The following is an 18,250-nucleotide window of genomic DNA, read 5'->3' as shown; positions in this document are numbered from 1 at the left end:
GGGCATCTCCTGACTCCAGTGCCGCTCACCTTAGGTAAGCAAGCGTTGGAATCAGGTCATGCCAATGTGAAAAAAATGTTGCGCGCCCTTTAACCTGTTACAACAGATTACTCGGCCATGGCGTCCGGGCCGCCTTGGGCCTTGGTGTTGCTCAGGTCCACCTGGAAGCGGCAACCATGCGGCAGGGTCGATGTGAGGGTGACATGCCAGCCTTGGTCGTCGCAAATTCGTTGCACCAGCGATAGCCCCAGGCCCAAGCCTTCGCCACGCCGCTCGTCACCGCGCACGAACGGCTTGAACATCGCCTCGCGCTGCTCTTCGGGGATGCCCACGCCACTGTCCTCCACACTGAAACCGTTGGCCTCCAGGCTCAGCCGGATGTAGCCGCTGTCGGTGTAGTGGGCAGCATTGCGCAACAGGTTACCCATCACCGACTGCAGGAAGGTAGCGTTGTACAGCACCGGGCTGGCGCTGATGCGGCCATCGAAATAGAGGGTCAGGCCCTTCTGCTCGATGGTATCGCGCCACACACCGATGAGTTCGTCGGCCACTTCGCGCAAGGTCGCCCGCGACGCCACCGCGCCTTCGTCACGTTGGGCCCGGGCCAGCATGAGGAAGGTCTTGACCAGTTCGCGCATCTCTTCCGTGGCACGCGCCACGCGCTCTACCTGGCTACGCGCGCGGGCGTCGAGGTTGGGGTTCTCCATCAGCAGCTCGCAGGAGGTGGCCAGCACCATCAACGGTGTGCGCAACTCATGGCTGACGTCACTGGTGAACAGCCGTTCACGGGTCAGCGCATCGCGTAAACGGCCCAGGGTATCGTCGAAGGCCACCGCTAACTGGCCGACTTCGTCCGCCGCATAGTCCGGTGCCAGTGGCGGGGCCAGGCCCAGCAGTTGATCGCGATGGCGCACCTGGCGCGCCAGGCGGATCACCGGTGCCATTACCCGGCGCGCCACCAGCCAGCCGAGGATGACTGCCAGCACCAGGCTGAGCACGAAGCCCACCACCACCACCGCGAACAACACGCGCTCGCGTTCTTCGAAGTCGCTCTGGTCCTGCAGCAGCACGTAACGGCGGCCATCGACGATCTCGACCATGGCGTGGTACGACAGCTGGTCGCGAAATACTTCGTGGAAACCCCGGTCGAGGTGGCGCAAGTCTTTGGGCAGTTCGAAGTCGTCACGCCCGCCACTGAAGTAGAACAGCTGGTCGGGGCGCGGCCGGTGGCTCCAGTCGCTGACGCTGTCCATGCGCAGCAGGCGCTGCAGGTCGCCACCCAGCACAGAGGAAATCAGCCGCTCTTCAACCAGGTGCACGGTGGCGACGATGCCGAAGGCGAACGCCCCGGCCACCAGCGCGCTCATCAGGGCAAAGGCGATGATGATGCGCTGGGCAAGGCTTTGTTTAAACTCCATCGCGGCCCTCGGCGAGGCGATAGCCGACGCCATGGACGGTATGCAGCAAGGGTTTTTCGAACGGCTTGTCGATCACCTGGCGCAGCTGGTGTACATGGCTGCGCAGGCTGTCGCTGTCGGGGCAATCGTCGCCCCACAGGGCTTCTTCCAGTACTTCGCGGCGCAGTACGTGCGGGCTTTTCTGCATCAGCACGGCCAAGAGCTTGAGGCCCACCGGGTTGAGCTTGAGCAGGCGGCCCTGGCGGGTAACTTCCAGGGTGTCGAGGTCGTAACTGAGGTCGGCTACCTGCAAGGTCCGGCGCCCTCCGCCCTGGGCGCGGCGCAGCACTGCTTCGATGCGCGCCGCCAGCTCTGACAGGGCGAACGGTTTGAGCAGGTAGTCGTCAGCCCCGGAGCGGAAGCCTTGCAAGCGGTCATCCAGTTGGTCGCGGGCGGTGAGCATGATCACCGGTGTGTCGCGGCGGGCGTCTTCGCGCAGGCGCTTGCACAGGGTGTAGCCATCGATGCCGGGCAGCATGATGTCGAGCACGATCAGGTCGTAGTGTTCGGTGGCGGCCAGGTGCAGGCCGGACAGGCCATCCTGGGCGCAGTCGACGGTGTAGCCCTTCATACCCAGGTAGTCGGCCAGGTTGGCCAGAATATCGCGGTTGTCTTCAACCAAAAGAATGCGCATCGGTTTCTCCTGTGCGGCGCTTCTCGCAGTGGTGCGCGGCAGGCGCAGCTTAAGGCCTATGCTTGCACGGTGCCAGCCCCCAGGAAAATTCACCCCACTTGACGGTTTTTTCACTGATCCTTCACGGACACAGGATAGCGGGCAGCCGACAATGCCCGATCTTTTTCGTGCCCTGGAGCCACCATGCAGCAACGAACCCGCCCTCGCCCGATCAATTTCTGGCTGTATCTGGGCGTCCCCTTGGCGACCGCGCTGGCCTTGATTCTGCTGGAGCTGACGTCAGTCGACATGGACGTGGCCAACCTGTTTTTCGACCCCGCTGCCGGGCAGTTCATCGGCCGCCACAGCTATTGGCTGGAGAACATCCTGCACGACCGGGTCAAGCAGGTGGTGATCTTGCTGGGGGTGATCTCGCTGCTCACCTTTGCTGCCAGTTTCTTCTGGAAGCGCCTGTTCGGCTGGCGCCGCGAGCTGGGCTGCCTGGTGCTGGCACTGGGCCTGTCCACGGCGTTTGTCACGCCGTTGAAGAAGGTGACCCAGGTACAGTGCCCGTGGAGCCTGACCCAGTTTGGCGGCACGGAAACCTACAGCAAGTTGCTGGAACCGCGGCCTGCTACCGACAAGCCTGGCCTGTGCTGGCCGGGTGGGCATGCGGCAACCGGGTTCTGCCTGTTCGGCCTGTTCTTCATGCTGCGTGATCGCAAACCACGGCTGGCGCGGGCAGCATTTGTGGTGGCTTTGCTGGCCGGTTCGGTACTCGGCGTAGGGAGGATGATGCAGGGGGCACACTTCCTGTCGCATAACGTGTGGACGGCGGTGTTCTGCTGGTTGATCGGGTTGGGGTCGTATTACCTGGTTCTGTATCGGCGTGGAGTGGTGGAAGCGCCAGCTGTCGAACGTAGCGTCGCCTGACACTGGGGCCGCTTTGCGGCCCATCGCCGGCAAGCCAGCTCCCACAGGTAACGCGCCGGCTTCAAGGTTGATGCAGTCCTGTGGGAGCTGGCTTGCCGGCGATGGGCTGCACAGCAGCCCCAATGGCCCCAACAGGAAAAAGAAAAGCCCCGGTTCTCACGAACCGGGGCTTTTTGATGGTGCAGGGGGTAAGGCTGGCTTACATCATGCCGCCCATGCCACCCATGCCGCCCATGTCAGGCATGCCAGCAGCTGGCTTGTCTTCTGGCAGGTCAGCAACCATGGCTTCGGTGGTGATCATCAGACCGCCAATCGAAGCAGCAGCTTGCAGGGCCGAACGGGTGACCTTGGCTGGGTCCAGGATGCCCATCTCGATCATGTCGCCGTATTCGCCGGTAGCGGCGTTGTAGCCGAAGTTGCCCGAACCTTGCTTGACCTTGTCAGCAACAACGCTTGGCTCGTCGCCGGCGTTGGCAGTGATCTGGCGCAGCGGGGCTTCAACAGCGCGACGCAGCAGGGCGATACCGACGTTCTGGTCTTCGTTGTCGCCTTTCAGGTCGGCAATGGCAGCCAGGGCGCGAACCAGGGCAACACCACCGCCAGGCACCACGCCTTCTTCAACGGCTGCACGGGTAGCGTGCAGGGCGTCTTCAACGCGGGCTTTCTTCTCTTTCATTTCAACTTCGGTGCCAGCACCGACCTTGATCACGGCAACACCGCCAGCCAGCTTGGCCAGACGCTCTTGCAGCTTCTCACGGTCGTAGTCCGACGAGGTTTCTTCGATCTGGGCACGGATCTGCTTGACGCGTGCTTCGATCTCGGTGTCGGCGCCAGCGCCGTCGATGATGGTGGTGTTTTCCTTGGACAGGATCACGCGCTTGGCGTTACCCAGGTGCTCCAGGGTAGCGGTTTCCAGGGACAGGCCGATTTCTTCGGAGATGACCTGGCCGCCAGTCAGGACAGCGATGTCCTGCAGCATGGCCTTGCGACGGTCGCCAAAGCCTGGGGCCTTGACCGCAGCAACCTTGACGATGCCGCGCATGTTGTTGACTACCAGGGTAGCCAGCGCTTCGCCTTCAACGTCTTCGGCAACGATCAGCAGTGGGCGGCCGGCCTTGGCAACGGCTTCCAGAACTGGCAGCAGCTCACGGATGTTGGAGATCTTCTTGTCGACCAGCAGCAGCAGCGGGCCTTCCAGCTCGGCAACCATGGTGTCCGGCTTGTTGACGAAGTATGGCGACAGGTAGCCACGGTCGAACTGCATGCCTTCTACGACGGACAGTTCGTTTTCCAGGCCGGAGCCTTCTTCAACGGTGATCACGCCTTCTTTACCGACTTTTTCCATGGCTTCGGCGATGATTTCACCGATGGAGTTGTCGGAGTTGGCGGAGATGGTACCCACCTGGGCGATGGCCTTGGAGTCGGCGCATGGCTTGGACAGGTTCTTCAGCTCGGCAACAACGGCAGCAGTGGCCTTGTCGATACCGCGCTTCAGGTCCATCGGGTTCATGCCGGCAGCGACGGCTTTCAGGCCTTCGTTGACGATGGCCTGAGCCAGAACGGTAGCGGTGGTGGTGCCGTCACCGGCAGCATCGTTGGCCTTGGAAGCAACTTCCTTGACCAGCTGGGCGCCCATGTTTTCGAAGGCGTCTTTCAGCTCGATTTCTTTTGCGACGGAAACGCCGTCCTTGGTGATGGTTGGCGCGCCGAAGCTCTTGGCCAATACCACGTTACGGCCTTTCGGGCCCAGGGTCGCTTTTACCGCGTCAGCCAGAACGTTGACACCAACCAGCATTTTCTTACGAGCGGAATCGCCGAATTTTACGTCTTTAGCAGCCATGATCGTTTAATCCTTGGAATTCTTTGGAGTAACGGGAAGTCGGGGAAATCAGCCTTCGATAACGGCGAGGATTTCGTTCTCGGCCATGACCAGCAGGTCTTCGCCATCGACTTTCACGGTGTTGCTGCCCGAGTAAGGGCCGAAAACCACTTTGTCACCCACTTTCACGGCCAGCGCGCGAACTTCGCCGTTGTCCAGGATGCGACCGGTGCCGACGGCAACGACTTCGCCGCGGTTTGGTTTTTCAGCGGCCGAACCCGGCAGGACGATACCGCCAGCGGTTTTCGATTCTTCTTCGCTGCGACGGATAACGACGCGGTCATGCAGAGGACGAAGCTTCATTGTCGATCTCTCCCAAATTGTGGTTTTCATCGGCCGGTGTCGACACCGGCGGGTTGATGCTGTCCGGCGTTGCCGGGGGGTGGCCCGCATTGGGCGAACCACCTGAGTCATGTCTGGCGTTGCCACCAGAAACCTTGCGGTGACCACATACATGAGGCCGCCATATTCAATTACAAGGCTTGATATACAAAATTTTTCTTAAGGCTGAAAAACACCGGGGCCGCGTGTGCGGCCCCGGGCGTATTACTTGTCGCGGCGCTCGTACTCGCCTTCGATCACGTTCGGCCGGTGGCCACCGTCACGCGGCTGCGCCTGGAACGGGTCGTCCTGAAACGCACGCTGGCGCATGGCCTGGGCCTCGGCACGCTCGCGCATCTTGCGCGCAGCCAGATGGCGGGTGAACGGCAGCAGGCACAGCAGGCCCAGCACGTCGCTGATGAAACCCGGCAGCAGCAGCAGGCCACCACCAACGGCCAGCATCATGCCCTGGAACATGTCCTCGGCAGGCAGCTCGCCGCGTTGCAGGCTTTCACGGGCGCGAAGTGCGGTGGCCAGGCCGGCCACGCGCATCACCAGCACACCCAGGGCGGAGCCGGCGATGATCAGCAGCAGCGCCGGGAAGAACCCGATGGCCGCGCTGACCTTCACGAAGACGAACAGCTCCAGAACGGGAAACAGTAGAAGCAACAGTAGAAAAGCACGCATCAAAGCATTCCTCGTCGGAAGAGAACCTTCCTGTAGGACCTACAGATGGATGCGGGTGCTCGCTTTTTCAACCCTCTGCCTGCGCCACAGCCGGCCACTGGTCGGCGCGCGCCAGCAGCACCAAGGCTTCGCGGACTTGTGTCGGCGTGTTGCAAGTATTTGGGAACGGCAACCAGTGCACCGCCTGGCCGATGCGCAAGTGCATGCCTTCGCTGTCTACCCCCACCATCTGCGCCGGGGTATGGCGTGGCAGGTCGGTCAGCTCCACGTAGTGGGCGATGGCATTGGCGTGGTCACTGTTCATGTGCTCGACCATGCTCGCCTCGGCCTTGCCGGCGAACGGGTTGCCCAAGGTTACCTGGTCGAGCCAGTGGATCGCGCCGAAGCCGCCAATGTAGCGATGGCGCACCGGCTGCAGGACCCAGAAGTCGAAATCGTGAGCCTTGTGATAGTTGGCAGCGTCCGGGAAATAGCGGTAGTAGCGTGCGGCAGCCGCCTCGACAGCCGCTTCGTCGACCAGCTTGTGCGCCTCGGCCATCACGGTCAGGCGCCCCACGGCCTGCACATCTTCGGCCTCGCGCTCACCTACCAGCAGCGAGCACTTGGGGTCTTTCTGCAGGTTGTGGGTGTGCTGGGCGATGCGGCTGATGAGGATCAATGGATTGCCGTGGGCGTCCAGGCAGTACGGCACGACCGAGCCAAAGGGGAAACCGGGCATCGACTTGGAATGGGTCGAGAGCACGCCACGGTACTCTTTGAGCAGCAGTTCCCGGGCGGGGCGGATGGCGTTGGTACTCACTTGGGGATGGCTCCTGGCAGTGGACTGGATGGGGACAAGATAAGCATTATCAGTTCCAGTGCCAATGGGGCCGCTTTGCGGCCCCCAAAAAACTACCAGGTCACGCCGAAGCCTGCGGTATAGCGGGTCTTGTCCAGGTCACTGTCGCGCGTACCGGTGATGATGTCCTTCTCCGCCTTGAGGTTGAGCGAGGCCCATTCGGTAACTTTGTAGCGCAAGCCAACCTCGGCATCCAGCGAGTAATCGGCCACGCCCCCCAGCGGCTTGGCAAACTCGCCGTTGGTGAACAGTTGCACGTTCTTGCCGATCAGGTAGCGGGTGTAGTCCCACTTCACCGCCGCAGAGTAGAAGTTGTCCTTGGCGCCGTCCTGGTATTCGAAGTCGGTGCGGTTGATCAACGAACCCAGCGAGAATGCGCCCAGCTCGTTGTCCCAGAACTGATAACCCGGGCCGGTACCGACCGTGCGCTGGCGGGCCAGGTCTTCGATACGGTCTCGCTTGTACTCCGCTCGGCCCTGCCAGAACCACTTCTCGGTCATGAAGCGGTCCAGCGCGTACTCGGCGCTCCAGTTATCGGTGGTGGTGACATCGTCCTTGGTCTCGCGGTTGTATTCGCCTTCGGCGTTGTGCCGCCAGCGGCCGTGGCGGGCGGTGGTCTTGAAGCCGACATCGTAATCGTCGGTGTCGTTCTCGGCGCGCTTGTAGTCCAGGGCCACGTCCACGTTGCCCTTCCACACGAAGTCTTCGACCAGCGGCCTGGGCTTCATGATCTGCTCGATGCTGGCCAGTTCCACGGTCTTGGGCGCTTCGCCATTGGCCAAGGTGACTTTGCCAGGCTCGGCCGCTTTCAGCGACTTGGCCTTTTCCCCGGTGTAGGCATCCTGCTTGACCAGCATCTCCTGGTCACTCTCCAGGGTCTGGACCTCTTTCCAGTCCAGCGCGATGGACCCGCCATAAGGGGTTTCCAGCAGCAGCTTGCCGCCGTCGAACACTTTGATCTTGCCGCTGAGCCGGTCACCGTTCTTCATCCACACGGTATCGGCGAACACCGGGGCGGCGCACAACGAAGCAGCTAGCAAGCACAACAGGGATCTAGAATACATAAGCGGACTACGGGTTCGATTTGACGAAAAAAGCCGGGCATTATCCAGATACCGACGACCAGAGCAAGGACAGACCGAGCGTATGCCGTTGAGTTCAACTCTCATTTGCCGGACCACCTGTCCGGTTTCATCTGCAGCCCAAGGGGGGCGTGATGTCTGATGGATATGAGCCTGCGCTCGAATCCGCCGAGGGCCGACGAACGGCGCTATATTCAGTACTGGGCCAGGTGCCTTCCGGCAAGGTGGTGAGCTATGGCCAACTGGCCGAGCTGGCGGGCCTTGGCCGTGCAGCGCGTTGGGTCGGGCGCACCCTCGGGCAGTTGCCTGCGGACACCCGCCTGCCCTGGCACCGGGTGCTCGGCGCAGGCGGCCGGCTGAGCCTGGCATTGGGTACCCCGTCGGGGGATGAACAACGGGCGCGATTACGCGCGGAAGGTGTGAATGTAACCAACAATCGTGTGGATATGACGCGCCATGGCTGGCGCCCAATGGAGCACAGCGGTTAGAGTGCGCGCTTTGTTTTCGCAAACTTGAGGCAGATGTTGGCCCATGCCCCGTAAAACCTGGCGCGCTGCGCTTGCTGCCTATGCCAGCCCGTCAACCTTGGTACTTTTGCTGCTCGGCTTTGCCGCCGGCCTGCCCTACATGCTGGTGTTCTCCACCCTGTCCGTGTGGTTGCGCGAAGCCGGTGTTGCCCGCGAGACCATCGGCTACGCCAGCCTGATCGGCCTGGCCTACGCCTTCAAGTGGGTGTGGTCGCCGCTGCTCGACCAATGGCGCCTGCCCCTGTTGGGTGGCCTGGGTCGGCGTCGTTCGTGGCTGCTGTTGTCGCAAGCGCTGGTGGTCATCGGCCTGGTCGGCATGAGCCTGTGCGACCCGCAACAGCACCTGTCGTGGCTGATCGCCATGGCCGTGCTGGTGGCCTTCGCATCGGCCACCCAGGACATTGCTGTTGACGCCTACCGCCTGGAAATCGCTGACGATCAACGCCAGGCCGCGCTGGCTGCCAGTTACATGGCTGGCTACCGGGTGGCCGCCCTGCTCGCCACGGCCGGCGCCCTGTTCTTCGCCGAGTGGTTCGGCTCCACCGGTTTCAGCTACCTGCACAAGGCCTGGGCCGGCACCTATGTGATGTTCGGGGTCATGATGCTGCCCGCCCTGTTCACGACCCTGGTCATGCGCGAACCGCCGGTGCCCTTGCGCACCCAGCTGTCGGCAGCGCGCTACGGCCTGGTGCACCAGATGGCCTCGGTGTTCGTGCTGATCATCCTGCTGGTGTCGGTACCGGCCAGCTTTACCCAGATGTTCAATACCGGCTGGTCCAGCGTCATTTCCGGTGATGCCACGCCGCTTGACCTGCTGCTGGAAGACCGTGCGTTCCTGCGCCTGATCCTTTACGTACTGCTGACCTGGGCGTGCTTGTCGAGCCTTGGCCGTCGCGGCCTGGCCCCGGTGCTGACGCCAGTCAACGACTTCATCACCCGCTACCGCTGGCAGGCGCTGTTGCTGCTCGGCCTGATCGCCACCTATCGCATGTCGGACACGGTGATGGGTGTGATGGCCAACGTGTTTTACATCGACATGGGCTTCACCAAGGACCAGATCGCCAGCGTCAGCAAGATCTTCGGCCTGATCATGACCCTGGTCGGCGCCGGGGTTGGCGGGCTGCTGATCGTGCGCTTCGGCATCATGCCGATCCTGTTCATCGGCGGCGTAGCTTCGGCCGGCACCAACATCCTGTTCCTGATGCTGGCCGACATGGGCCCGAACCTGGAAATGCTGGTGGTGACCATCTCGCTGGACAACTTCAGCTCCGGCATGGCCACTTCGGCCTTCGTCGCCTACCTGTCAAGCCTGACCAACCTGAAGTTCTCGGCGACCCAGTACGCGCTGCTCAGTTCGATCATGCTGTTGTTGCCAAGGTTGATCGGCGGGTATTCGGGGGTGATGGTGGAGAAGTTCGGCTACCACGACTTCTTCCTGATTACCGCTTTGCTGGGTGTGCCGACGCTGATCCTGATCGCCCTGCAGTGGCGGCAGGAGGCTGGGCGGGGGACGCCGGTGACAGAGGAAGGATCAGCGGCCGAGCGGCCCTGATAGATTTGTAGCGCCTGATCTGGCTTGCCGGCGATAGGGCCAGAACAGGCAATAAAGATTACTGAGCGACAGCCCCTTCCCCAGGCCGCCCACCCACCACAAACCACAGCGGCCACAGCGCCAGTGCCCCCGCCACACCTGCCGCCAAGGCAAAGTGCAACAAGCTGGCCCCGGCGCCGATCATGGCCAGCACTGCCCCGCCCAAGCCCAGCAAGGCAATGGTGATCATCCCCAGCATGGCCGACACCAGGCCCTTGCTCTGCTCGCTGGAGAACAACGTCATGCGGTACAGCACGGCGTTGGCTACACCCAGCCCCAGTGCGTACAGCGACATGCCCGCCACTACGCTGGTCACGCTCGGCCAGTACCAGGTCGCCAGCACCATCAGGCACAGGCCGGCCAGGTAGGGCCACAGTGCACCACGCACCAGGGCCGGCAGCGGGTAGCGGTCGGCGATGCGGTTGATGATCAGGTTGCCCAGGATCAGCCCGCCAAATACCGGCAGCTGCCACAAGGCGTATTCCATTGTGCTCAGCCCCTCATCGTGAATCAGCAACACCGGCGACAGGCCGATCCAGCCGATCAGTGGCAAACCAACCAGGCCTAGGGCAGCGCTGCCGGCAACGAAGCGGCGATTGCTCAGTAACTGGCCGTAGCCTGCCAGCAGTGGCAGCAGATGAATCGGTGTAAACGCCAGGCGTGAACCGTCACGGCGCTCCACGCCCAGCGTTTCCGGCATCAACCGGTACAACAGCACCCAGGCCAGCACCGCACCGATGGCAAAGGCCACGAACAGCCAGCGCCAATCCAGCCACTGCAGCAGCAAGGTACCCACCAGCGGCCCAAGCAACGGCGACAGCAAGGCGATGTTGGCCAGCAGGGCCATCATGCGCACCGCATCAGCCTCGCTGAACGCTTCGTTCAAGGCCGGGTAGCTGACCGTGACCACGAAGCCCAGGCCAATGCCCTGCAACAGGCGCAGCAGGTTGAACAGGCCGATGTCGTGGACCCAGAACGTGGCCAGGCAGGCGAGGCCGAAGAACGCGCAGCCAGCCAGCAACAGCGGGCGCCGGCCATAACGGTCGGCCAGCGGGCCGATCAGCCATTGCAGCACCACGCCCCCCAGCAGGTACAGGTTGAGGGCATGGGGGATGTATTCGGGGCTGGCGTTCAGGTCGCCCACCACCACCGGCATGGCCGGCATGACCGCGTCGCTGGCCAGGTAGGTCAGCAGCTCGAACAGGGCAAGGGTGAGGCCGAACAACAAGGCGCGCAGGGGGGTGATGTAGAGCAGTGGTTTCATGATGGCGTATCGGGTGTGGCAGGAGGGGTCAGGCTATATGCCAGAAATAGCGGGATATTGCTGTGAACAAGTGTAAAAACCGGGGCGTTGCGCCCCGGTTTCAATGCGGTGTTACTGCGTTGCAGTCTCCTGCACCACGCGAATCACCCGCTGCGGAAACGGAATATCGATCCCTTCAGCCTTCAGTCGGTCACGCGCATGCTCGTTGAGCATGAACATTACATCCCAGTAATCGGCGGTCTTGACCCACAGGCGCAACGACACGGTGATCGAGCTGTCACCCAGGGTCGAAATCACCGCCTGCGGTGCCGGGTCGGGCAACACGCGCGGGTCCTGCGCCAGCTCCAGCAATACGTTGCGGGCCTTTTGCAGGTCGGCCTCGTAGTCCACGCCCACATCGAACACCACCTTGCGCGTCGGCTGGCGGTTGGTGTTGGTGATGATGCCGTTGGACAGGCTGCCGTTGGGCATGATCACTGTCTTGTTGTCACCGGTGCGCAGCACGGTGTGGAAGATCTGGATGCTGTCGACCGTACCCGCCACACCCTGCGCCTCGATCCAGTCACCGATGCGGAACGGGCGGAACATCAGGATCAACACCCCACCCGCGAAGTTTGCCAGGCTACCCTGCAGCGCCAGGCCGATCGCCAGGCCTGCGGCACCGATAGCCGCGACGAACGAGGTGGTCTCGATGCCGATCATCGACGCCACGCTGACGAACAGCAGCACCTTCAGCACAATGTTCGACAAGGTGCTGATAAACCCTTGCAGGGCCGCATCGGCGCGCAACCCGGCCAGCTTGCCCAGGCGCGTGCTGACCCGGTTGATCAGCCACCAGCCAATGGCCAGTGTCAGCAGCGCCAACAGCAGGCGGCTGCCGTATTGCATGATCAACGGGATCCACGTCTGGGACTGGCGGACGAGCTGATCGACTTCAGCGTTCAAATCCATATTCATCTCCTGATGCCTGAAGGCATGTACACGGTAAAACCGGCCGCAACCCACAACGCGGCCATGGAACCGATGGACATCATTTGGCCATCGGGGTTCCGGGCATTACCTGCATCAGTCGCGGAAGTTGTTGAACTGCAGCGGCATGTCGAATTCCTTGGTGCGCAGCAGGGCGATGGCTTCCTGCAGGTCGTCACGCTTCTTGCCGGTCACGCGCACTTGCTCGCCCTGGATGGCGGCCTGCACTTTCAGCTTGCCATCCTTGATGGTGGCGACGATCTTCTTGGCCAGGTCCTTGTCGATGCCTTCGCGGAACTTGGCTTCCTGTTTCTTTTCCTTGCCGGAGGCGTACGGGTCTTTGGTTTCCAGGCATTTCACGTCGATCTTGCGCTTGACCAGTGCCAGGCGCAGGATTTCCAGCATGGCTTCGAGCTGGAATTCTTCCTCGGCGGTGAGCATCACGGTCTGCTCTTTGTCCTTGAACTCGAAGGTGCCCTTGCCCTTGAGGTCGTAGCGGCGGTCCAGGTCCTTGATGGCGTTGTCGACCGCGTTCTGCACTTCGTGCTTGTCCAGTTCCGATACCACGTCGAACGAAGGCATGGTTGTTCTCCCAAAATAAAAGCGCGCTCAGGCTGAAGATGGAGCGCGCTGGGTTTGACGGTTAAAATGCGGGCTCATTATAACGGGTTGCGAAACGCATATGAGCAGCACCTGGCATATTCTCGGCGCCGGCAGCCTGGGCAGCCTGTGGGCCTGCCGCCTGGCACGCGCAGGCAAAGCTGTGCGCCTGATCCTGCGGGACGGTCAACGGCTGCAGGCCTACCAGCAAGCCGGCGGCCTGACCTTGGTCGAACAGGACCAGCCCCACCACTACGCCATTCCTGCCGAAACCGCGCAGGCGCAAGGCCCCATCCACCGCCTGCTGGTGGCCTGCAAGGCCTACGATGCCGCCCCGGCCATTGCCGGTGTGGCACACCGACTGGCCGAGGGTGCCGACGTGGTGTTGCTGCAGAACGGCCTGGGCAGCCAGGACGATGTGGCCGACCTGGTGCCCCATGCACGCTGCATCTTCGCGTCCAGCACCGAAGGGGCGTTCCGCGAAGGTGACTGGCAGGTGCGCTTTGCCGGCCACGGTTTCAACTGGCTGGGTGACCCGCGCAACCCGACCATCCCCGCCTGGTTCGATGACCTGCATGACGCAGGCATCCCCGCTGAATGGACCGTGGACATCCTCACCCGCCTGTGGCGCAAACTGGCGCTCAACTGCGCCATCAACCCGCTGACCGTGCTGCACGACTGCCAGAACGGCGGGCTGCTGGGGCACCTGGGCGAAGTTGACGCGCTGTGCACCGAACTGGCCGAATTGCTGCGCCGCTGCGGCCAACCGCAAGCAGCAGTCGAGCTGGACGAAGAAGTGCAACGGGTGATCCTCGCCACCGCAGCCAACTACTCTTCCATGTACCAGGACGTGCGTGCAGGCCGACGCACCGAGGTGCATTACCTGCTCGGCCATGCCTGCCGCGCAGCCGGGCGCCATGGCCTGCAATTGCCGCAGCTTGAACACTTGCTGCAGTGCCTGGTCGATAACTTGCGCACACGTGGCTTGCCCTGCGACTGATGCGGCCCTTCAACCGGATACGGACATTGCCTAGCCCATGACCTTGCGCCAACGCCTGGAAAACCTCCCGGTCGGGCAGAAGCTGCTGGCGGCCCTGCTGGTATTGCTGGTGACCATCCTGCTGGTGGCCAACCTCACCTTCATCAGTGCCGCCTACTGGATCACCCAGGAGAGCATGGCCCCGCAGGCGCTGCAGACTATCGGGCGGCTGGTGGCCAACCCGCAGCTTGCCGCCCGCGCGGGTGACACCGCAGAAACCGCCAACGCCCTGCTCAAGGAGCTGGACAGCTACACGCCATTGCGTGCGGCCGCCGTCTACGGTGGCGATGGCCGTATGCTGGCGCAACTGCAGCATGGCGATCCGCTAACCCTGCCCAAGCGCTTTCGCAACATCGACGGCTGGCGCCTGATGGAGTTTCGCAGCACCCAGCTGATCCGCATCCCGCGCGACGCCAACCCGCCGGCGCACCTGCTGCTGGTGGCCAGCAGCGAGCTGCCCACCGCCTTCTACACCGGCACCCTCAGCGCCAGCCTGGGCATCCTGGTGTTCAGTATCCTGCTGTGGATCGTCATCGCCCGGCAGATCAAGCGCCTGATTACCCAGCCGATCAACCAGCTTGAAGAGCTCAGCCGCCAGGTCACCCGCGAAGAAAGCTACGCCCTGCGCGCCCGGCGCGGCAACGACGATGAAATCGGCAGCCTGGCCGATGCCTTCAACACCATGCTGTCACGCATCGAAGCCCGCGAGCAGCAGCTCAAGCGCGCCCGCGACGAGTTCCAGGATGCCTATGACCAGGCCCAGGGCCTGGCCGAGGAAACCCGCCACACCAACCGCAAGCTGGAGCTGGAAGTACAGGTACGCAGCAAGATCGAGAAAAAGCTCACGGGCTTCCAGAACTACCTCAACAGCATCATCGACTCGATGCCCTCGGCGCTGATCGCCCTCGACGAACAGCTTTACGTGACGCAGTGGAACCACGAAGCCACGGTACTCTCCGGCACACCACTGGACGAAGCCCTGAACCAACCGGTATTCATCGCCTTCGAGCCGCTCAAGCCATTCCTTCCGCAACTGAAGGAAACGGTCGAGAAGCACCGGGTGGCGAAGATCGAGCGGGTCACCTGGCCCAAGGGCGATGACCTTCGCCACTACGCCCTGACCTTCTACCCGCTGACCGGCGGCGGCGGGCGCGGCGTGGTGATCCGCATCGACGACATCACCCAGCGGCTGTCGTTGGAAGAGATGATGGTGCAGTCGGAGAAAATGCTTTCAGTCGGTGGCCTGGCTGCCGGCATGGCCCACGAGATCAACAACCCGCTGGGTGCCATCCTGCACAACGTGCAGAACATCCGCCGGCGCCTGTCACCAGAGCTGCCGCGCAACCAGGAACAGGCCGAAGAGCTGGGTATCGACCTGCCAACGGTCAACCGTTACCTGGCCAGCCGCGAAGTGCCGCAATTGCTGGACGGTATCCAGCAGGCCGGCGCGCGGGCCGCCAAGATCGTCACGCACATGCTCAGTTTCAGCCGCCGCAGCAACCGCCAGCTGGTGCCGTGCGACCTGCCGGCCCTGATCGACCAGGCGGTGGAAATTGCCAGCAACGACTTCGACCTCACCATCGGTTTCGACTTCAAGGGCCAGGCCATCGTGCGCCAGTTCGACCCCACACTGGGCCCGGTGCCCTGCACGGCCAACGAACTGGAGCAGGTACTGCTCAACCTGCTGAAAAACGCCGCCCAGGCCATCCACCTGCGCCCTCAGCCGAGTGAACCCGGGCGTATAACCCTGCGCACGCGGCTGAATCCGCCTTGGGCGGAAATTCAAGTCGAGGACAACGGCGTCGGCATGCCCGAGGCGGTGCGCAAGCGCACCTTCGAGCCGTTTTTCACCACCAAGGAAATTGGCCAGGGCACCGGGTTGGGCCTGTCGGTCTCGTACTTCATCATCACCAATAACCATAAGGGGCAGATGGAAGTGCAGTCCACGCCCGGCCAGGGCACCTGCTTTACCCTGCGCCTGCCCCTCGGCCAGCCGGCGGCGCCGGCCAATACGGAGAAGTGACATGGGCTACCGCCTGTCGAAGATCTACACCCGCACCGGCGACAAGGGCGAAACCGGCCTGGGCGACGGTCGCCGGGTACCCAAGGACCACCCGCGGATCGAGGCGATTGGCGAGGTGGACAGCCTGAACAGCCAGTTGGGCGTGCTGCTGGCGGGGTTGGCCGAGCAAGGGCTGGATGAGGTGAGCGCCGTGCTGGCGCCGTGTCAGCACCGCTTGTTCGACCTGGGGGGCGAGTTGGCAATGCCGAGTTACCAGGCGCTGAACCTGGCGGAGGTCGAGCGGCTGGAGGCGGCTATCGATGTGTGGAATGAAGAGCTGGGGCCGTTGAAGAACTTCATCTTGCCCAGTGGTTCGGCGCTGGTGGCACAGGCGCATGTGTGCCGATGCTTGGCGCGTAGTGCTGAACGGCGCTGTCAGCAGTTGAATGCAGTTGAGGCGTTGGAGGGGGTTGGGTTGGCGTATATCAACCGGCTATCTGATCTGCTGTTTGTGGCGGCGCGGATCATTGGCCGGCGGCAGGGGGTGGCTGAGGTTCTGTGGCAGCCTGCTGAGAAACCAAAAGGCTGATATTGCTGGGGCTGCTTTGCAGCCCATCGCCGGCAAGCCAGCTCCCACAGGTGTTCCACAGGGCTTGAGCCCCATGGGGTCGAGGTGGGAGCTGGCTTGCCGGCGATGGGCCGCAGAGCGGCCCCAATTACTCAGATTTCAGGCCAGAACGCCCGGATCCCGGCCACACCTTGTGCCCCGGCTTCCCAAGCCTGCTCGCGCTCACCCGGCCCTACCCCACCCAGCAGGTAGACCGGTTTGTTGAACCCGGCAATCAACCGCTGCGCCTCATCCCAGCCCAATGGCACCGCCTCGGGATGAGTCTGGGTCGCCTGCACGGGCGACAAGGTGACAAAGTCCACGCCCATCTGCTCCGCCAGCGCCAGCTCCTCAGCGCTGTGGCACGACGCTGCCAGCCAACGTTCCTTGGGGAATGGCCGGCCCTTGGCCGCGTACTTGCGCAACTGCGCCGCCGTCAGGTGCCACCCCGCCGAGGGGAAGTCACCCAGCCACTCCAGCGGCCCCTTGAGCATCAGCTGTGCCTTACCCGCACACAGCCCGACCGCATCCACCGCCACATCGCGGTACTTGGGGTCGTACATGTCCGGGGCACGCAGCTGGATCAGCCGAATACCGCTGGCCACCGCCTTCTGGATGCCCTTGAGCATCTGCGGCACTTCCAGGCCATCCGGGGTAATCAGGTATTGGTCCGGCAGGCGCGCAGCGGCAACGATCGGCTTGTTGGCCTCCGGGAATTCGTACTGCGGCAAGTCGCGCGGGGCCACCCATTCCAGCGGCTGCCCTTCGGCGCCATGGGGTTCGCCGGTGAACGCGTCGACCTCGCGCACGTCCAACAGCACCTGCTTGTCCGGGTAATCATGGCTGACCTTGATCAGCGCACGCGAACGGGTCACCTCGATGCCCAGTTCTTCGCGCAGCTCACGGGCCAGCGCCGCTTCCACGCTTTCGCCCGCTTCTACCTTGCCGCCGGGAAACTCCCACAGGCCGCCCTGGTGCTGGGTATCCGCCCGGCGTGCGATCAGAATACGGCCGTCATTGCCGCGAATCACGGCAGCTACTACATGAATCCGTTTCACCCTTCACGCTCCGCCAGGCCAGCCTGTTGCCAAGCCTTGAAGGCTGGCCACTGATAAATGGTCTCGATGTAGGCGGCCGCCTCTGGCGGCACCGCCACGCGGTAGGTGCGCAGGCGCACGGCCACCGGGGCAAAGAAGGCATCGGCCAGGCTCGGCTTGCCAAACAGGAACGGGCCGTTGTCCTTGGCCACCACGCGGCATTCGGCCCACAGCGCGACGATACGGTCGATGTCGACTTGCACGTCCAGTGGCACTTCGTCCAGGGCCCTGTCACGCGACAAGTCGAACGGCATGGCGCCGCGCAGGGCAAAGAAACCGCTGTGCATCTGCGCGCAGGCAGAACGGGCCTGGGCACGGGCAGCGACATCGGCGGGCCACAGTTGCGCGTCAGGGTGCTGTTCGTTGAGGTATTCGCCAATCGCCAGGGAGTCGGCGATCACACCGTGCTCGGTCTTGAGCAGCGGTACCTTGCCAGTGGCGGAGAATGCAAGGATGCGCTGACGGGTGTCAGGCTGGTTGAGTTTGATCAGGGTTTCTTCGTAGGGCACGCCAGCCAGCTCGAGGGCCAGGGCGCCACGCAGCGACCAGGAGGAATACAGCTTGTCGCCGATGATCAGGTGATAGCTCATGGTTCGGCTCCATCAGGTTTGTATTGCAAAACCCGCAGGCTGCTACGCAGCCTTTCGCGGGCAAGCCCGCTCCTACAGGGACCGCACCGCCCCTACAGGCAGTGCAAAACCTGTGGGAGAGGGCTTGCCCGCGAAGAGGCCTTAGGATCAGTAC

At 63.0% G+C, this 18,250-nt stretch carries 18 protein-coding genes; 6 read left to right on the top strand and 12 right to left on the bottom strand.

All coding sequences use genetic code 11. From position 1 onward, the window contains the following. Nucleotides 1–107 precede the first annotated feature (107 nt). Together A0O30_RS04855 and colR are read right to left on the bottom strand one after the other, a co-directional pair. On the bottom strand, nucleotides 108–1,418 hold the full coding sequence (locus A0O30_RS04855; RefSeq protein WP_105945757.1) for a HAMP domain-containing sensor histidine kinase: 1,311 nt from the start codon (nucleotides 1,416–1,418) through the stop codon (nucleotides 108–110). Continuing rightward, a complete protein-coding gene (colR, locus tag A0O30_RS04850) occupies nucleotides 1,408–2,091 on the bottom strand; it encodes a two-component system response regulator ColR (protein WP_003255215.1) in 684 nt (227 codons plus the stop codon). Before colR ends, A0O30_RS04855 begins: the two co-directional genes overlap by 11 nt. Before the next feature lie 183 nt (nucleotides 2,092–2,274). On the opposite strand from colR, the gene A0O30_RS04845 reads away from it, so the two are divergent. Next, nucleotides 2,275–3,003, top strand: coding sequence for a phosphatase PAP2 family protein (locus tag A0O30_RS04845; protein WP_105945756.1), 729 nt, complete (start codon nucleotides 2,275–2,277; stop codon nucleotides 3,001–3,003). 199 nt (nucleotides 3,004–3,202) lie between these two features. Here the strand turns inward: A0O30_RS04845 and groL are convergent, their stop codons facing one another. The 5 genes from groL to A0O30_RS04820 all read right to left on the bottom strand — a co-directional run bounded on the left by groL (nucleotide 3,203) and on the right by A0O30_RS04820 (nucleotide 7,792). Then, entirely contained in the window at nucleotides 3,203–4,843 is a 1,641-nt protein-coding gene (gene groL, locus A0O30_RS04840; RefSeq protein WP_060498008.1) for a chaperonin GroEL, read from the bottom strand. A gap of 48 nt (nucleotides 4,844–4,891) precedes the next feature. Next, a complete protein-coding gene (locus A0O30_RS04835) occupies nucleotides 4,892–5,185 on the bottom strand; it encodes a co-chaperone GroES (protein WP_003260750.1) in 294 nt (97 codons plus the stop codon). Between the two features lie 243 nt (nucleotides 5,186–5,428). Then, nucleotides 5,429–5,890 (bottom strand): FxsA family protein, encoded by a 462-nt coding sequence (locus A0O30_RS04830; protein WP_060498009.1) that lies wholly within the window; start codon nucleotides 5,888–5,890, stop codon nucleotides 5,429–5,431. A gap of 67 nt (nucleotides 5,891–5,957) precedes the next feature. Further along, nucleotides 5,958–6,689 carry a HugZ family protein gene (locus A0O30_RS04825; RefSeq protein ID WP_105945755.1) on the bottom strand — a complete coding sequence of 244 codons (732 nt, stop codon included), beginning with the start codon at nucleotides 6,687–6,689 and terminating at the stop codon, nucleotides 5,958–5,960. A 92-nt stretch (nucleotides 6,690–6,781) separates the two neighbouring features. Continuing rightward, nucleotides 6,782–7,792 carry a DUF481 domain-containing protein gene (locus A0O30_RS04820; protein WP_105945754.1) on the bottom strand — a complete coding sequence of 337 codons (1,011 nt, stop codon included), beginning with the start codon at nucleotides 7,790–7,792 and terminating at the stop codon, nucleotides 6,782–6,784. 152 nt (nucleotides 7,793–7,944) lie between these two features. Here A0O30_RS04820 and A0O30_RS04815 point away from each other — a divergent pair, with 152 nt between their 5' ends. Beyond that, the gene (locus A0O30_RS04815) at nucleotides 7,945–8,298 is read left to right on the top strand and encodes an MGMT family protein (protein WP_105945753.1); all 354 of its coding nucleotides are present in this window, start codon (nucleotides 7,945–7,947) and stop codon (nucleotides 8,296–8,298) included. Nucleotides 8,299–8,341: 43 nt separating this feature from the next. Beyond that, nucleotides 8,342–9,889 (top strand): AmpG family muropeptide MFS transporter, encoded by a 1,548-nt coding sequence (locus A0O30_RS04810; protein WP_105945752.1) that lies wholly within the window; start codon nucleotides 8,342–8,344, stop codon nucleotides 9,887–9,889. Between the two features lie 58 nt (nucleotides 9,890–9,947). Here A0O30_RS04810 and A0O30_RS04805 read toward each other — a convergent pair whose 3' ends face one another. The 3 genes from A0O30_RS04805 to A0O30_RS04795 all read right to left on the bottom strand — a co-directional run bounded on the left by A0O30_RS04805 (nucleotide 9,948) and on the right by A0O30_RS04795 (nucleotide 12,743). Then, a complete protein-coding gene (locus A0O30_RS04805; RefSeq protein ID WP_105945751.1) occupies nucleotides 9,948–11,192 on the bottom strand; it encodes an MFS transporter in 1,245 nt (414 codons plus the stop codon). Nucleotides 11,193–11,303: 111 nt separating this feature from the next. Next, nucleotides 11,304–12,143, bottom strand: coding sequence for a mechanosensitive ion channel family protein (locus A0O30_RS04800; protein WP_105945750.1), 840 nt, complete (start codon nucleotides 12,141–12,143; stop codon nucleotides 11,304–11,306). A 114-nt stretch (nucleotides 12,144–12,257) separates the two neighbouring features. Next, nucleotides 12,258–12,743 carry a YajQ family cyclic di-GMP-binding protein gene (locus tag A0O30_RS04795; RefSeq protein WP_016713577.1) on the bottom strand — a complete coding sequence of 162 codons (486 nt, stop codon included), beginning with the start codon at nucleotides 12,741–12,743 and terminating at the stop codon, nucleotides 12,258–12,260. 100 nt (nucleotides 12,744–12,843) lie between these two features. Here A0O30_RS04795 and A0O30_RS04790 point away from each other — a divergent pair, with 100 nt between their 5' ends. From A0O30_RS04790 to A0O30_RS04780, 3 genes are read left to right on the top strand one after another with little or no spacing between them, the layout of a single operon-like run. Continuing rightward, on the top strand, nucleotides 12,844–13,761 hold the full coding sequence (locus A0O30_RS04790; RefSeq protein WP_105945749.1) for a putative 2-dehydropantoate 2-reductase: 918 nt from the start codon (nucleotides 12,844–12,846) through the stop codon (nucleotides 13,759–13,761). 37 nt (nucleotides 13,762–13,798) lie between these two features. After that, nucleotides 13,799–15,823, top strand: coding sequence for an ATP-binding protein (locus A0O30_RS04785; RefSeq protein WP_105945748.1), 2,025 nt, complete (start codon nucleotides 13,799–13,801; stop codon nucleotides 15,821–15,823). Nucleotide 15,824: 1 nt separating this feature from the next. Next, nucleotides 15,825–16,391: a cob(I)yrinic acid a,c-diamide adenosyltransferase gene (locus A0O30_RS04780; protein WP_105945747.1), complete on the top strand. Its 567-nt coding sequence runs from the start codon at nucleotides 15,825–15,827 to the stop codon at nucleotides 16,389–16,391. Nucleotides 16,392–16,522: 131 nt separating this feature from the next. On the opposite strand, the gene A0O30_RS04775 is transcribed toward A0O30_RS04780, so the two are convergent. Continuing rightward, nucleotides 16,523–17,467, bottom strand: coding sequence for a Nudix family hydrolase (locus A0O30_RS04775; protein WP_105945746.1), 945 nt, complete (start codon nucleotides 17,465–17,467; stop codon nucleotides 16,523–16,525). Further along, entirely contained in the window at nucleotides 17,464–18,096 is a 633-nt protein-coding gene (locus A0O30_RS04770) for a glutathione S-transferase family protein (RefSeq protein ID WP_105945745.1), read from the bottom strand. The genes A0O30_RS04775 and A0O30_RS04770 overlap by 4 nt, the downstream gene beginning before the upstream one ends. Nucleotides 18,097–18,250 lie beyond the last annotated feature (154 nt).

Origin of the sequence: Pseudomonas sp. LLC-1, assembly GCF_002992185.1 — a bacterium.
GTDB lineage: Bacteria > Pseudomonadota > Gammaproteobacteria > Pseudomonadales > Pseudomonadaceae > Aquipseudomonas > Aquipseudomonas monteilii.
Note: the sequence above shows the minus strand (reverse complement) of the source record. Positions and strands in the feature narration are given on the sequence as shown.